Here is a 13,986-nt window from a genome sequence, read left to right on the forward strand (position 1 = left end):
AGTCGGCAGTCGGCAGTCGGCAGTCGAAGCTGATGTCACTTTCTACATCGACTGCCTACTGCCGACTGCCGACTGCCGCTCTCCTGCAGCGGACTGCCGCTATTCCACCCGCAGCCGCTCCACATCGATCCCCCGCGCCACCAGCGGTTCGCGCATCTTGCGCCCCATGAACTCGTTGACGCCGTAGAGCGCCAGCGCCGCCACCAGCAGCACGATGCCGAAGCCGCGGGTGCCTTCTTCGGTGCCGATGGCGATCGCCGCCAGCACCGCGGCGGCCCCGCCGCCCAATAGGATGTACCACTTGCGCTCGGCCTGGACGCGCAGGTTGCGGGCACTCGACAGCAGCAGGTCCTTGAGCTCGAGATCGCCCATGGCGGCGAGCTCGGAACTGCCGCCTTCGCGGCGGATGGTCTGCATATAGGCGTCGACCCGCCGCTCGATCACCTGCTGCCGCTCGGCATCGCGCCGCCCGCGGAAGAAATAGCTGCCAGCGAGGACAACCAGCCCCAGCACCAGGAAGATTTCCAGCAGCACAACCATCGGCTTATCCCCTCGTCGCAGGCATCAGTACCTGTTGCCCATCAGATGTCCCTGATGGCTCGGGGATTCAAGATGCTGAGGGCAGATGCATAGTGCCTGGTGACGTAAGGCACGATCGACCCTCAAACTCGATGTCATCCCTGCGAAAGCAGGGACCCATCTCGCCGCCCGTGCCAGCCGATAGTTGGGTCCCTGCCTTCGCAGGGATGACCCCGAGTGGGAGGAACTGCCGGAGGGTAACTGGCCATCCACACAGCATCAGCACGCCCCCTCAATGCCCCAGCGTCTCTTCCTCCGCCGCCGTCACCGCCGCGCGCCGCCCGGCCCGGCTCAGGTGCCGTTCGCGCGCCATCACCACCAACCCGGCGCCGACGATGATGCCGCCACCGATCAGTGCCACGGGATCGATCAGGTGGCCGAACACCTGGTAGCTGAGGAAAATGCCCCAGGGCAGAGCGAAATAATTGAACGGCTGCAGGGTGCTGGCCGGCGCGCGTGACAGCGCCACCATCATCAGCCCGTGCGCCGCGGTGGAGGTGATCATCACGAGGCCCATCTGCAGGATCGCCGCGAGATCCATCGGCTGCCAGAAGAACACGCCGACCGCTGTGGTCAGCACCAGGCCGCCCACTCCGACATAGACCATGCTGGTCGCCGTGGTGTCGGCGCTCGATACTTTTCGGGTCAGCGCGATGTAGACCGCGTAGCACGCCGCCGAGAGGATGGCGAAGATCACCCCGCCATCGATCGGCAGCCCGCCCGGGCGGACGATCACCAGCGCGCCGCAAAAGCCGATGAACACCGCCGCCAGCCGGAACAGCCCGACCTTTTCGCCAAGAATGGGGATCGCCACCAGCGTCGCCATCAGCGGGTAGACCAGCACCACGGCCTGCAGTTCGGCCAGCGGCACGGTCTTCAGCGCCATGGCGAAGAACCAGATATCGACCACCAGCAGGATGGCGCGCAGGAGCTGCAGCCACGGATACTTCGAGCGGAATGCCTCCCTCAGCGGCCCCTGCCGGCTGACCAGCACCAGCGAGAAGGCCGCAAACGCCCAGAACCTGAGCATGGCGAGCTGGAACGGCGAGTGCGTCTGCACCAGCGACTTGGAAACCGCGTCCTGGATGCCGAAGATCACGATGGCGAGGATCGTCAGGCCAATGCCGAGCGCGATGTCGTCGGCACGGCGGCGCACTTGCCCGGCTTGGGGCTCAGTCATGGACATAACTCTATGCAATCGAAAGCCCCGGGCGGCCGCCCGGGGCAAGTAACAGGAAGTCAAACGCTTTCAGGCACTAAAGCGTAACCGATAAGGGATGTCGTCTCCGATCAGCTGCTCTTCATCGTGGCGTTCTTGATCAGCCCGGCAATGGTGGTCAGGATGCCGCCGCCGACGAGGCCGGTCAGCCCCTGCCCGGCCAGCGCGCCGATATCCATGCCGCCGGTGCCGGCTGCCGCCGCCGCGGTGCCGACCAGCCCGGAAAGCCCCGGGATCATGCCCGCCAGCCAGGTGCCGAGCCAGCCGCCGATCGCGCCGGCTATGGTATTGCCCACCGGGCCGAGATTGACCTGCTTGAGAACGGCCGCGATGCCGTTGCCCCCGACACCGCCGCCAATCAGTTGAACCAGAATCGGAATAATTGCTTCCATTGGACGCTCCTCAGATCCAGCTCTTGGAAGCCGAGTGGCCCCCAACTCGCAACTGCGACGTTACGCCCGATTGCAGAGAGTCGGTAGTCACAAGCTTGCACGTACTTGAAGCAGCGGGGGAAATCCGGGTGGACCGCCAGTTGTCGCCACCAACTCTGCTTGCGATACGTGCCTCACGGCCCTTCCGCCCCGGCATCACAACTTGGCACGCGCCGACCACCTAGCCATCAATTGAACCCCCGAGCGCGAAGCCCTATCTTCCGGCTCGACTCATGACATTCGCACCCGAGCATTCCCCGGCCGATTCCAGCCGTGTCGCCCTCATCACCGGCGCCGCCGACCGCGTCGGCGCGGCCATTGCGCGCCGGCTGGCCCGCGACGGCTGGGCCGTGGTGGTTCATTACCGCTCGTCCGCCGAAAAGGCCGAGGCCGTGGCAGCAGAGATCCGCGCTGCCGGCAGCAAGGCCGCCACCATCGGCGCCGATCTCGCCGACCGTACCCAGCGCGCCGGCCTCATCGCCGCGGCCGCAAAGCGCTTCGGCCCGCTTACCCTCCTTGTCAACAATGCCTCGCTGTTCGAGCGCGATGCCGTTGTCGATCTGGACGAGGCGCTGTGGGACGCGCATTTCGCCGTGCACGCCGAGGCGCCGGCCTTCCTCGCGCGCGAATTCGCCGCGCAACTGCCGGCCGCTGCCCAGGGCAACATCGTCAACATCATCGACGAGCGAGTGCTCGACCTGTCGCCGGCCTATTTCAGCTACACCCTGAGCAAAGCCGTGCTGTGGACCATGACTCGCACCCTGGCGCAGTCGCTGGCGCCGCGCATCCGGGTCAACGCCATCGGCCCCGGCCCCACGGTGCCGCCGCCGCATGTGTCGCCAGAGGCCCATGCCCGCCGGCTCACCGAGCTGCCGCTCGGCCGCAGCGCCGATGCCGAGGGCATCGCCGACGGCGTCGCTGCGATCCTCGGTCTCGATGCGATGACCGGCCAGATGATCGTCCTCGATGGCGGCGAACACATCGAATGGCCGGCCCGCCGTGGCCCGACCCCGAGGCGCCGATGAGCGATACGACGCCCATCTCCGGCGCCCAGATCTCTGGCGCGGACGTCATCAAGGCCTTCGTCAAGACCCTGCCCCCCTCGCCCGGCGTCTACCGGATGTTCGACGAGGCCGGCGAGGTGGTCTATGTCGGCAAGGCGCGCAACCTCAAGGCGCGCGTCACCAACTATACCCGTCCCGAAGGCCTCGATATCCGCATCCGCCGGATGATCGAAGCGACGCGCAACATGGAGTTCGTGCGCACCGAGACGGAAGCCGAAGCGCTGCTGCTCGAAGCCAACCTGATCAAGCGCCTGAAGCCGCGCTTCAACGTGCTGCTGCGCGACGACAAGAGTTTCCCCTACATCCTGATTGCAACCGAACACGAAGCCGCCGAGCTGAAGAAGCATCGCGGCTCGCGCCGTATCAAGGGCCACTATTTCGGACCTTTCGCTTCGGCTCTGGCGGTGAAGCGCACCATCACGGCGCTGCAGCGCGCCTTCCTGCTCCGCACCTGCTCGGACAGTTTCTACAAGGCCCGCACCCGGCCCTGCATGCTGCACCAGATCAAGCGCTGCTCGGCCCCCTGCACCGGCGAAATCTCCATGCCGGATTACAACGAGCTGGTCGAGGAAGCCCGCCAGTTCCTCTCCGGCAAATCCAAATCGGTGCAGGATCACCTCGCCGCCGATATGAACGCCGCCGCTGAGAACCTCGATTTCGAGCGCGCCGCCCTGCTGCGCGATCGCCTCTCGGCTCTGGCCCTGGTGCAGTCGCAGGGCGACGTCGCCTCGAAATCGGTGGAAGAAGCCGACGTCTTCGCCATCGGCCACGAGGCCGGGCAGTTCTGCGTGCAGGTGTTCTTCTTCCGCGCCTACCAGAACTGGGGCAACCACGCCTTCCGCCCGCGCGCCGATGCCTCGCTGAGCGATGCCGAAGTGCTCGAGGCCTTCATCGGCCAGTTCTACGAGGATCGGACGCCGCCCCGGCAGGTGCTGCTCTCGCATGAGCTCAGCGAGAAGGAGCTGATGGAGGAGGCGCTGTCGGCCCGCGCCGGCCACAAGGTGTCGATCCAGACGCCGCAGCGTGGCGAAAAGAAGGACCTGGTGCAGCACGCCCTCAACAATGCCCGCGAGGCGCTGGGCCGCCAGCTGGCCGAAGGCGCGACGCAGAAGACCCTGCTCGAAGGCGTCGCCACCCTGTTCGGCCTCGACGAGCCGCCGCGTCGCATCGAGGTCTACGACAACTCGCACATCTCCGGCACCAATGCCGTCGGCGCCATGATCGTCGCCGGCGAAGAGGGGCTGAACAAGAAATACTACCGCACCTTCAACATCCGCTCGACCGACATCACCCCGGGTGACGATTTCGGCATGATGCGCGAAGTGCTGACCCGTCGCTTCACCCGCCTCGCCAACGAGAGCGAGCCGGAAGCCGAAGACGAGAACACCGGCATGCCGGATTGGCCCGACGTGGTGTTCATCGACGGCGGCGCCGGCCAGCTCAACGCCGTGCGCCAGGTGATCGCCGAACTGAACCTGCAGAAAGAGGTGATCTTCATCGGCATCGCCAAGGGCGAGGAGCGCGACGCCGGCCGCGAGAAATTCTTCATGGAAGGCCGCGAGGCCTTCATGCTGCCGCACCGCGACCCGGTGCTCTACTATGTGCAGCGCCTGCGCGACGAAGCCCACCGCTTCGCCATCGGCACCCACCGGGCCAAGCGCAAGAAGGACGTGATCAAGAACCCGCTCGACGAAATCGAGGGCATCGGGCCGACCCGGAAGCGTGCGTTGCTGCAACGCTTCGGCTCAGCCAAGGCGGTCGGCCGAGCCGCGCTCGCCGACCTCGCCGAGGTGCCTGGTGTATCGACGCAGCTGGCGCAGCAGATCTACGACCACTTCAACGGTCCCGGCTGAGGCCGCTTGATCCTCCCCCGCGTGGCGGGGGAGGGGGACCGCCGAAGGCGGTGGTGGGGGGAGCAGAAGTCGACGGAGAGTCTGGCCGCCCCCTCCACCAGCTTCGCTGGTCCCCCTCCCCCGCCACGCGGGGGAGGATCTCCGAGAGTCCGGTGGCACTACCCCACGTAAAACCCACCGCCCCAAAAACAAAAGGCGCCCACTGGGCGCCTTCGTTCATCTCATCGCTGAGTATGCTGCTTAGTTGACCGCAGTACGGGCGACCGACTTGATGTCGTCGCGGGTGATGCCGAGGTCGCGAAGCTGGGTGTTGCTCAGCTGCGAGAGCTCACGGACGGTGCGGTTGTAGGCGGCGAACTGCGAGAGTTTCTGGCGGATGTTCATTTGGTTTCCCCTTCTGTTTGGTGACGCTGATATAAGCCCGCCAACCCGACCCAACTAGTAGGGTATTACGCACCCGAGCTATGCGTCCAGCGCATGCCGCGCGAGCTCGGATTAAGTTTGCGTTCAGGATTGCAGGGGGTTGGGGTGCATACGGCCGGCTAGCCATGCGTTTTCGTTCATAATACATTCATATGACGAGCAGCAGCACGGCAACCTCGTGGCGGATCCGTGGCTCGATACCGTTCGACAGTTGCCCAGCCCCATCCATTTGTGGTTGTTCGGCTGCGAACTCATTCGTCGCGTCACCGGCATCTGGCGTGGCGCATGTCGAATTCGAAGCTATGCAGTCTGGCTTCGCACAATTAGGATACTAGCTAATGGCAACAAGCGATCCTGCACACCTGATGCGCGATCTCACCCGGGACCTGCTCCTCACCGGGCGGCTGTGGCGCAAGATGGCGCGGGCTGTCGCTGCCAAGCATGGCGTGTCCGAGGCCGCCTCGGCGCCGCTGATCTGGATCGACCGGCTGGGCGAGAACGTCCGGCAGAACGCCCTCGCCGACGCCATCGGCATCGAGGGCGCCTCGCTGGTCCGCCTCATCGATGAACTGCAGGCCTCGGGCCTCGTCACCCGCGAGCCCGACCCCAACGACCGTCGCGCCAATGCCGTCTCGCTCACCGAGCGCGGCCGCGAGGTGGTGGCCGAGGTCAACGAGGATGTCATGGCGCTTCGCCACCAGGTGCTGGGCGATCTCGATCCCCAGGATTTCGAGGCCGCGCTGCGGGTATTCGCCGCCATCAAGACGGCGGCCGCCAAGGGCGGCGCGGACTAGATCTTCTTCACATTTGACCTGCATGGGCTTGGCAGGTGGGCCTCGCAGAGCATCCACCCACCGGCCGTCATCCCAGCGAAAGCTGGGACCCAACGCGCAGCTGGCGCAGGTGGGGATATGGGTCCCTGCTTTCGCAGGGATGACATCGAGGGTGGGTCAGCCCATCAGTGAAACGCTCTAAGAGTATTCGACGAACGGATGAAGCAAGCCCCGTGACAAGTCGGTAAAGCTCGGCTACAAACCCGCCCATGAACCTTCGCGCCGCCTATTCGTATTGGTATTTTACCACCGGAAGCCGCTGGCAGCCGAAGGGGCGCGTTTGACGTAAAACACCAAACCAAGATTTCCCAAAAAGCCGCCAGTTCACCTGGCGGCTTTTTTGTCGCCGGTGCCCAGAACCCCGAGGAGCCGACGAAAATGCTGAAATCCACCGACGACCTGCGCATCAGACAGATCCGCGAACTCCGAACCCCCGAAGAGGTGATCCGCGAGTTCCCGCGCACCGACGCTGCGACCCGCACGGTGATCAGCTCACGCCACGCGCTGCACAACATCCTCCATGGCGTCGACGATCGCCTCGCCGTCGTCGTCGGCCCCTGCTCCATCCACGACCCCAGGGCCGCGCTCGACTATGCCCGCCGCCTCGCCCCGGTCCGTGAGCGCCTTGCCGGCAGCCTCGAGATCGTCATGCGCGTCTACTTCGAAAAGCCCCGCACCACCGTCGGCTGGAAGGGCCTGATCAACGACCCCAATCTCGACGGCAGCTTCGATATCGACAACGGCCTGCGCCTCGCTCGCTCGGTGCTGCTCGAGATCAACAATCTCGGCCTGCCCGCCGGCTCCGAATTCCTCGATATGACCACGCCGCAATATTTTGCAGATCTGATCTCGTGGGGCGCGATCGGCGCGCGCACCACCGAGAGCCAGGTGCATCGCGAGCTCGCCTCGGGGCTGAGCTGCCCGGTGGGTTTCAAGAACGGCACCGACGGCAATGTCCGCATCGCGCTGGACGCAGTGAAATCGGCGAGCCAGCCGCATCATTTCCTGGCAGTCACCAAGTCCGGCCACTCCGCCATTGCCGCGACCACTGGCAATGACGACTGCCACATCATCCTCCGCGGCGGCAGCAAGGCGACCAATTATGATGCAGGGAGCGTCGATGCCGCCTGCAAGGAAGCCGAAAAGTCCGGCATCCGTCCGGCGGTGATGATCGACGCCAGCCACGCCAATTCGTCGAAGAAACCCGAGAACCAGCCGATGGTGCTGGCCGAAGTCGGCGCTCAGATCGCCGCCGGCGACCAGCGCATCATCGGCGTGATGGCCGAATCCAACCTCGTCGCCGGCCGCCAGGACCTGGTGCCCGGCAAGGAGCTGGTCTACGGCCAGTCGATCACCGACGGCTGCATCGACTGGGACTCGACGCTCGAGGTGCTGGAGAAACTGGCCGAGGCGGTGGAAGAACGGCGGCGGGTGACCGGGCAACTGGTGGCTTAGTCCGCCACCGAGCTCGGCAACCGATGGTAGCAATCACTATGCACGAACCTCTCGGCGAACGCCTTCTCCCCTTGTGGGAGAAGGTGGCCGACGGCCGGATGAGGGGTGCCGCAACCGAAGGTTGCGCGATCGGAGCGTAGCGACGAGCGACTGAGTGCGCGGAGAGATACCCCTCATCCGCCCGTCGGGCACCTTCTCCCACAAGGGGAGAAGGCACTCACGGCCGCATCGAGCCTAATCAACCCGCCCTCAACCCTCCCTCAACCCTCACCGGATCTGTCGCCCCGCCCTGCCTTGACCGCGCCACGGCGATAGCGTCTTCTTCCGGCATGCAAATTCCTCCGCAACTGATGACGCTTCCCAACCAGCTGACCATCGGTCGCATCCTCGCGATTCCGGTGATCTGCCTGTTCCTCGTCAGCGGCTGGGAATGGCTGCGCTGGCTGGCCCTGCTGCTCTATATCGCCGCCGCCGTCACCGACTGGCTCGACGGGTTCCTCGCCCGCCGGATGAACCTCAACTCGGCGCTCGGCAAGATGCTCGATCCGATCGCCGACAAGCTGCTGGTCGGTGCGCTGTTGATCACCTTCGCCTGGACCCGCGACCTGAACGGCTGGGACCTGATCCCCGCCATCGCGATCATGCTGCGCGAGATCTTCGTTTCGGGCCTGCGCGAATATCTCGGCAACCGCTCGATCAGCGTGCCGGTCACCTTCCTCGCCAAGTGGAAGACCACCGTCCAGCTCGTCGCGCTCGGCCTGATCATCGCCGCGCCGATGCTGCTCGGCCTCGGCTTCATCAGCCACGTGTTCCTGTGGCTCGCCGGCGGCCTCACCGTCTGGACCGGTTGGGAATACCTGCGCTCCACCTGGCCGCATCTGTCGGGACCCGAACTATGAAGATTCGCTATTTCGCCTGGCTGCGCGAACGCCTCAACCGCGGTGAGGAGGAGGTGTCTCCGCCTGCCGAGGTGATCACCGTCGGCGACCTGATTCAGTGGCTGAGGGATCGCGACGAAGCGGCTGATCTGGCGATGCAAAAGCCTAGCCTGATCAAGGCGGCGCTCGACACCGAAATCGTGCCGCACTCGACGCCGATCGGCAACGCCAAGGTCATCGCCCTGTTCCCGCCGATGACCGGCGGCTGACCCATGTCGGTCCGCCTGCAGGAAGCGTCCTTCGATCCCGGCGCCGAGACCAACGTATTTCTCGAGGCATCGGCCGGCGCCGGCGCCGCAGTCACCTTTACCGGCCTCGTTCGCTCGCGCCCCGACGATCCGGTCAGCACGCTGACGCTCGAGAGTTACCCCGAACTCGCCGAAGCCCAGATCGGCAAGGCCATCGCCGAGGCCGTCGTGCGCTTCGGCCTGATCAAGGCCTCGGTGATCCACCGTCATGGCCGCCTCGCCGTGGGCGAGCCGATCGTCCAGGTGATGACCCTGGCCCCGCACCGGCAGGCCGCCTTCGACGGCGCTGCCTTCCTGATGGATTATCTGAAAACCGACGCCCCCTTCTGGAAAAAGGAAGCGACTCCCGAAGGGGAGCGCTGGGTGGAGGCCAAGCCCGCAGACGACGACGCCCGCGCCAGATGGACCAAGCCATGACCGACACCCGCCCGCCCTTCTCGCTCGTGGGCATCGACCATGTCGTCTTCCTCGTCGACGATCTTGCGAAAGCCACGAAGTGGTATGCCGACGTGCTTGGCTGCCAGCCCGGCTATTCCTACCCGACGCTGGGCATGGAGCAGGTCTGGTGCGGCGCCGCGCTGATCGTCCTCTGGGATATCAACCACCCCGGCGCCGCCCCGGCTACTCCGCCGGTCAAGGGCGGCCGCAATGTCGACCATGTCTGCATTGCGCTCAGCCCGTTCAATGAGGACGCCATGCGCGCCCATCTCACGGCGCATGATGTGCGCATCGAGCGCGAGGCCCTGCATGGCGGGGCCCGCGGCATGGGCAACTCGTTCTACGTGCTCGATCCCTGGGGCAACAAGCTCGAGCTCAAGGGTCCCGCCGTCTATCCGGACGGGCGGGATTGGCCGACGAACTGAGGGGGATGGAGAGCTGATGAACGAGACCGACCACAAGCACCTGGTGCGCTGCGCCGAACTGGCGGAAGCCGCGCTCGATACCAATAACGACCCATTCGGCTCGCTGCTCGTTTCGGCCTCGGGCGAAGTGCTGTTCGAAGAGCACAACTGGGAATCGACCGGTGACGCCACCCGGCATCCCGAGATCGACATCGCGAAGTGGGCCGCGGTCAACCTGAGCCCCGCCGACCGCGCCGCCGCCACTGTCTATACCTCGGGCGAGCACTGCCCGATGTGCGCCGCCGCTCACGCCTGGGTTGGGTTGGGCCGTATCGTCTACGCCGTCTCGTCGGCGCAACTCACCGAATGGCGCACCGCCATGGGCGATGGCCCGTCACCGGTCAACGGGCTGCCGATCTCGGCGATTGCACCAGGGCTGCCGGTCGACGGCCCCGACCCGGCGCTGCAGGAGCGGATGCATGAGTTGCACCGGCGGCGGCATGCTATGCGGTCGCGGGGCTAGATCACCGGCGGTGCCCCAGCGGCCCCCTCGCCCCTCTGGGGAGAGGGCCGGGGTGAGGGGCGCCAAGCGCGCTTAACTACCTGTCCCATAGAGTCGCAGGTCACTCTTGCCGGTGTGCTTGGCTACCCCTCACCCTAACCCTCTCCCCAAAGGGGCGAGGGGACGCTGGAGCACCGCCGGTGGTCCGCTCCACCTCACCCCACCCGCCCCCGCTCCGCCAGGAAATCCAGCAGCACCCGCACGCGGGCCGGCAGGTAGCCGCCCTGCCCGCTGAACACGGCGTGGAAATCCTCGCGATCTCCCGGGTTGTGATCCTCCAGCACCGGCACCAGGCGGCCAGTCGCCAGGTCATCACGCACCATGAATGCAGCGAGCCGGGTGATGCCGACGCCAGCCACCGCCATCTGCCGCAGCGCCTCGCCGTCACTGGCGAGCAGATTGCCCGCCACCGGCACCGTGACCAGCTTGTTGCCCTGCATGAGCGGCCAGCCCTCCACCGCGCGTCGGTAGCAGAAATTGAGCCGGTTATGCGCCTCCAACTCTCCGGCATTCCCAGGCGTGCCGTGCCGTTCGAGATAAGCCGGTGACGCGACGATCACCATCCGCGTCGCCCCGAGCTTGCGCGCCATGAGGCTCGAATTCTTCAGCGGCCCGGCCCGCACCGCCACGTCGGTGCGCTCGGCATAAAGGTCGACGATTGCGTCCGTCTGCACCACGTTGAGCGTGATCGCAGGATAAAGCGCCAGGAACTCCGGCAGCAGCGGCGTCAGGATATGCGTGCCGTAGGAGGCGCTGGTGTTGAGCCGGATCCGCCCCGCCGGCTGCTCCGCCGCCCCGGCGCCGCGCTCCGCCTCTTCGAGATCGGCGAGAATCCTGAGGCTCGACTCGTAGAACGTCGTGCCCTCCGGCGTCAGCTGCAGCGTCCGGGTCGAGCGGCTCAAGAGTCGCGTGCCGAGCCTCGTTTCGAGCCGCGCCATCAGCTTGCTCACCGCCGAGGGCGTCATTCGCAGCGTCCGCGCCGCCGCCGAGAAGCCGCCCATGTCGACCACCCGGACGAACACGTCCATCTCGCCGAAGCGGTTCACCTCATTGCGCGACATGTGAACTCAACTCACAAAAGCTGTTCCCTGCGGCAGTCTAGTTCATCGCAGGTGCAAGGTCCATTTCTGCGCCCTGACTTGCTTCAAGGTGCATCATGCCACTTGCTCTCTATGCGCTCACCGCCGGTGCCTTCGGTATCGGCGTCACCGAATTCGTCATCATGGGCCTCTTGCTCGAGGTTGGCGCCGACCTCGGCGTCAGCGTCGCCACGGCGGGCCTGTTGATCTCCGGCTACGCCCTCGGGGTGGTGGTCGGCGCGCCGCTCCTCACCTCGCTTACCGCCCGCTGGCCCCGCAAGACCACGTTGCTGGCGCTGATGGGCATCTTCACCCTCGGCAACATCGCCTGCGCCGTCGCGCCGAGCTACGAGACGCTGATGGCCGCCCGGGTGCTCACCTCACTCGCCCACGGCACTTTCTTCGGCGTCGGCTCGGTGGTCGCCACCAGCCTCGTCGCGCCGGATCGCCGGGCTTCGGCCATCGCGGTGATGTTCACCGGGTTGACCGTCGCCAACATCCTCGGCGTCCCCTTCGGCACCTGGCTGGGCCAGCTCACCTCGTGGCGCACCACCTTCTGGGCCGTCGCCGCCATCGGCATCGTTGCCATGCTGGTGATCGCCTTCCTCGTCCCCAGGGACAAGGCCGCCCCCGAAGCCGCCGACTGGCGGGCCGACCTTCGCGCCATGCTGCGCGGGCCGGTGCTGTTCGGCCTCCTCCTCACCGTGCTCGGCTTCGGCGGCGTGTTCACCGTCTTCACCTATATCGCGCCAACCCTCACCGAGGTCAGCGGCTTTCCCGAAGCCATGGTCTCGCCGATCCTCCTGGTGTTCGGCGGCGGCCTCGTTGTCGGCAACCTCGTCGGCGGCAGGCTCGCCGATCGCAACCTGCTTTGGAGCGTGCTCGGCACCCTCGCTGCCCTCGGCATCGTCATGCTGGCGATGAGCCTTGCCCTCGACAACGGCATCGCCGCTGTCATCGCCGTCGGCCTCCTCGGCGCAGCCGGTTTCGCCACCGTGGCGCCGCTGCAGCTCTGGGTGCTGGAAAAGGCCGGCGGCGCCGGCACCAGCCTCGCCTCCTCCCTCAACATCGCCGCCTTCAACCTCGGCAACGCGCTCGGCGCCTGGCTCGGCGGCGTCGCCCTCGAACAGGGGCTTGGGCTCACCGCCCTGCCCATGGTCGGCGCCGTGCTGCCGCTGCTTGCCCTCGCCCTGCTGCTGCTCAGCCTGCTGCTCCACCGCGGCGCATCGCTCGCCACCTCCAACTGAAAGCTCGCATCATGGAATACCGCACTCTCGGCGCTTCCGGCCTGAAGGTCCCGGCGCTCAGCTTCGGCGCCGGCACCTTTGGCGGCTCCGGCCCGCTGTTCAGCCACTGGGGCACCTCGGATGATGCCGAGGCCCGCCGCCTCGTCGACATCTGCCTCGAAGCCGGCGTCACCCTGTTCGACACTGCCGACGTCTATTCCGACGGCGCTTCCGAACGGGTGCTCGGCGCGGCGCTCAAGGGTCGGCGCCACGAGGCGCTGATCTCCACCAAGACCGGGCTGCCGATGGGCGATGGCCCGGCCGAGGCCGGCACCTCCCGCGCCCGGCTGATCCAGAGCGTCGACGCCGCCCTCAGCCGCCTCGGCACCGATTACATCGACCTGCTGCAGCTTCACGCCTTCGATGCGACGACGCCGGTGGCCGAAACCCTCGGCACGCTCGACGACCTCGTCCGCGCCGGCAAGCTCCGCTATGTCGGCGTCTCCAACTTCGCCGGCTGGCAGCTGATGAAATCGCTCGACCTGTCGCAGCGGCACGGCTGGTCGCGCTATGTCGCCCACCAGGTCTACTACTCGCTGGTCGGCCGCGACTATGAGTGGGAGCTGATGCCGCTCGGGCTCGACCAGGGCGTTGGCGCGCTGGTCTGGAGCCCGCTCGGCTGGGGCCGGCTCACCGGCAAGCTGCGTCGCGGCCAGCCGCTGCCTGCCGGCAGCCGCCTCCACAACACTGCCGAGTTCGGGCCTCCGGTGGATGACGAAAGGCTCTATGCCATCGTCGACGTGCTCGACGAGATCGCCGCCGAGACCGGCAAAACCATCGCGCAGATCGCCCTCAACTGGCTGCTGCAGCGCCCCACCGTCTCCTCGGTGATCATCGGCGCCCGCAACGAAGAGCAGCTACGCCAGAACCTCGGCGCCATCGGCTGGTCGCTCGATGCCGGCCAGATCGCCCGGCTCGATACGGCGAGCGCGGTCACGCCCTCCTATCCGCGGTTTCCATACTATCGTCAGGCGGGGTTTGCCCGGCTGGATCCGCCGGCGGTGTGATGTAGCCGGAGCACCAATTGAGTCAGCGGGTGATCGCAGGTGGATGATCATGGGAGTGGTCGAGGTGACCCACCACGATCACCCCACCCACGATGTCATCCCAGCGAAAGCTGGGACCCATCCATCCACTGGTGCGGGCTGTGAGTTGGGTCCCAGCTTTCGCTGGG

General features: G+C 66.3%; 16 protein-coding genes. 11 read left to right on the forward strand and 5 right to left on the reverse strand.

Annotation, left to right across the window (positions count from 1 at the left end):
- Positions 1 to 99: 99 nt before the first annotated feature.
- The 3 genes from VGV07_RS05450 to VGV07_RS05460 all read right to left on the reverse strand — a co-directional run bounded on the left by VGV07_RS05450 (position 100) and on the right by VGV07_RS05460 (position 2,190).
- Complete coding sequence (locus VGV07_RS05450; protein ID WP_326867679.1) at positions 100 to 540, reverse strand: hypothetical protein; 441 nt, start codon at positions 538 to 540, stop codon at positions 100 to 102.
- Positions 541 to 811: 271 nt separating this feature from the next.
- On the reverse strand, positions 812 to 1,759 hold the full coding sequence (locus VGV07_RS05455; RefSeq protein WP_326867680.1) for a DMT family transporter: 948 nt from the start codon (positions 1,757 to 1,759) through the stop codon (positions 812 to 814).
- 110 nt (positions 1,760 to 1,869) lie between these two features.
- Positions 1,870 to 2,190, reverse strand: coding sequence for a hypothetical protein (locus tag VGV07_RS05460; RefSeq protein WP_069911199.1), 321 nt, complete (start codon positions 2,188 to 2,190; stop codon positions 1,870 to 1,872).
- Positions 2,191 to 2,462: 272 nt separating this feature from the next.
- On the opposite strand from VGV07_RS05460, the gene VGV07_RS05465 reads away from it, so the two are divergent.
- Positions 2,463 to 3,254 (forward strand): SDR family oxidoreductase, encoded by a 792-nt coding sequence (locus VGV07_RS05465; RefSeq protein ID WP_326867681.1) that lies wholly within the window; start codon positions 2,463 to 2,465, stop codon positions 3,252 to 3,254.
- Complete coding sequence (gene uvrC / locus VGV07_RS05470) at positions 3,251 to 5,146, forward strand: excinuclease ABC subunit UvrC (protein WP_326867682.1); 1,896 nt, start codon at positions 3,251 to 3,253, stop codon at positions 5,144 to 5,146. Before VGV07_RS05465 ends, uvrC begins: the two co-directional genes overlap by 4 nt.
- A 240-nt stretch (positions 5,147 to 5,386) precedes the next feature.
- Here the strand turns inward: uvrC and VGV07_RS05475 are convergent, their stop codons facing one another.
- The gene (locus VGV07_RS05475; RefSeq protein WP_082434123.1) at positions 5,387 to 5,530 is read right to left on the reverse strand and encodes a DUF1127 domain-containing protein; all 144 of its coding nucleotides are present in this window, start codon (positions 5,528 to 5,530) and stop codon (positions 5,387 to 5,389) included.
- Between the two features lie 377 nt (positions 5,531 to 5,907).
- On the opposite strand from VGV07_RS05475, the gene VGV07_RS05480 reads away from it, so the two are divergent.
- From VGV07_RS05480 to VGV07_RS05510, 7 genes are all read left to right on the forward strand, one after another.
- Entirely contained in the window at positions 5,908 to 6,363 is a 456-nt protein-coding gene (locus tag VGV07_RS05480) for a MarR family winged helix-turn-helix transcriptional regulator (RefSeq protein WP_326867683.1), read from the forward strand.
- Positions 6,364 to 6,780: 417 nt separating this feature from the next.
- Entirely contained in the window at positions 6,781 to 7,857 is a 1,077-nt protein-coding gene (locus VGV07_RS05485) for a 3-deoxy-7-phosphoheptulonate synthase (protein WP_326867684.1), read from the forward strand.
- Between the two features lie 329 nt (positions 7,858 to 8,186).
- Entirely contained in the window at positions 8,187 to 8,756 is a 570-nt protein-coding gene (gene pgsA / locus VGV07_RS05490) for a CDP-diacylglycerol--glycerol-3-phosphate 3-phosphatidyltransferase (RefSeq protein ID WP_326867685.1), read from the forward strand.
- Positions 8,753 to 9,004, forward strand: a complete 252-nt coding sequence (locus tag VGV07_RS05495; RefSeq protein WP_326867686.1) for a MoaD/ThiS family protein — start codon at positions 8,753 to 8,755, stop codon at positions 9,002 to 9,004. Before pgsA ends, VGV07_RS05495 begins: the two co-directional genes overlap by 4 nt.
- A gap of 3 nt (positions 9,005 to 9,007) precedes the next feature.
- A complete protein-coding gene (locus VGV07_RS05500) occupies positions 9,008 to 9,460 on the forward strand; it encodes a molybdenum cofactor biosynthesis protein MoaE (protein WP_326867687.1) in 453 nt (150 codons plus the stop codon).
- Positions 9,457 to 9,906 carry a VOC family protein gene (locus tag VGV07_RS05505; RefSeq protein WP_326867688.1) on the forward strand — a complete coding sequence of 150 codons (450 nt, stop codon included), beginning with the start codon at positions 9,457 to 9,459 and terminating at the stop codon, positions 9,904 to 9,906. Before VGV07_RS05500 ends, VGV07_RS05505 begins: the two co-directional genes overlap by 4 nt.
- Before the next feature lie 16 nt (positions 9,907 to 9,922).
- Positions 9,923 to 10,408 (forward strand): nucleoside deaminase, encoded by a 486-nt coding sequence (locus tag VGV07_RS05510; RefSeq protein ID WP_326867689.1) that lies wholly within the window; start codon positions 9,923 to 9,925, stop codon positions 10,406 to 10,408.
- 194 nt (positions 10,409 to 10,602) lie between these two features.
- Here the strand turns inward: VGV07_RS05510 and VGV07_RS05515 are convergent, their stop codons facing one another.
- Positions 10,603 to 11,508 (reverse strand): LysR family transcriptional regulator, encoded by a 906-nt coding sequence (locus VGV07_RS05515; protein WP_326867690.1) that lies wholly within the window; start codon positions 11,506 to 11,508, stop codon positions 10,603 to 10,605.
- A 95-nt stretch (positions 11,509 to 11,603) separates the two neighbouring features.
- Between VGV07_RS05515 and VGV07_RS05520 the strand changes: the two genes are divergently transcribed.
- Positions 11,604 to 12,773, forward strand: a complete 1,170-nt coding sequence (locus tag VGV07_RS05520) for an MFS transporter (RefSeq protein WP_326867691.1) — start codon at positions 11,604 to 11,606, stop codon at positions 12,771 to 12,773.
- Between the two features lie 11 nt (positions 12,774 to 12,784).
- Entirely contained in the window at positions 12,785 to 13,819 is a 1,035-nt protein-coding gene (locus VGV07_RS05525; RefSeq protein WP_326867692.1) for an aldo/keto reductase, read from the forward strand.
- Positions 13,820 to 13,986 lie beyond the last annotated feature (167 nt).

Origin of the sequence: Devosia sp., assembly GCF_035944845.1 — a bacterium.
Taxonomy (GTDB): Bacteria; Pseudomonadota; Alphaproteobacteria; order Rhizobiales; family Devosiaceae; genus Devosia_A.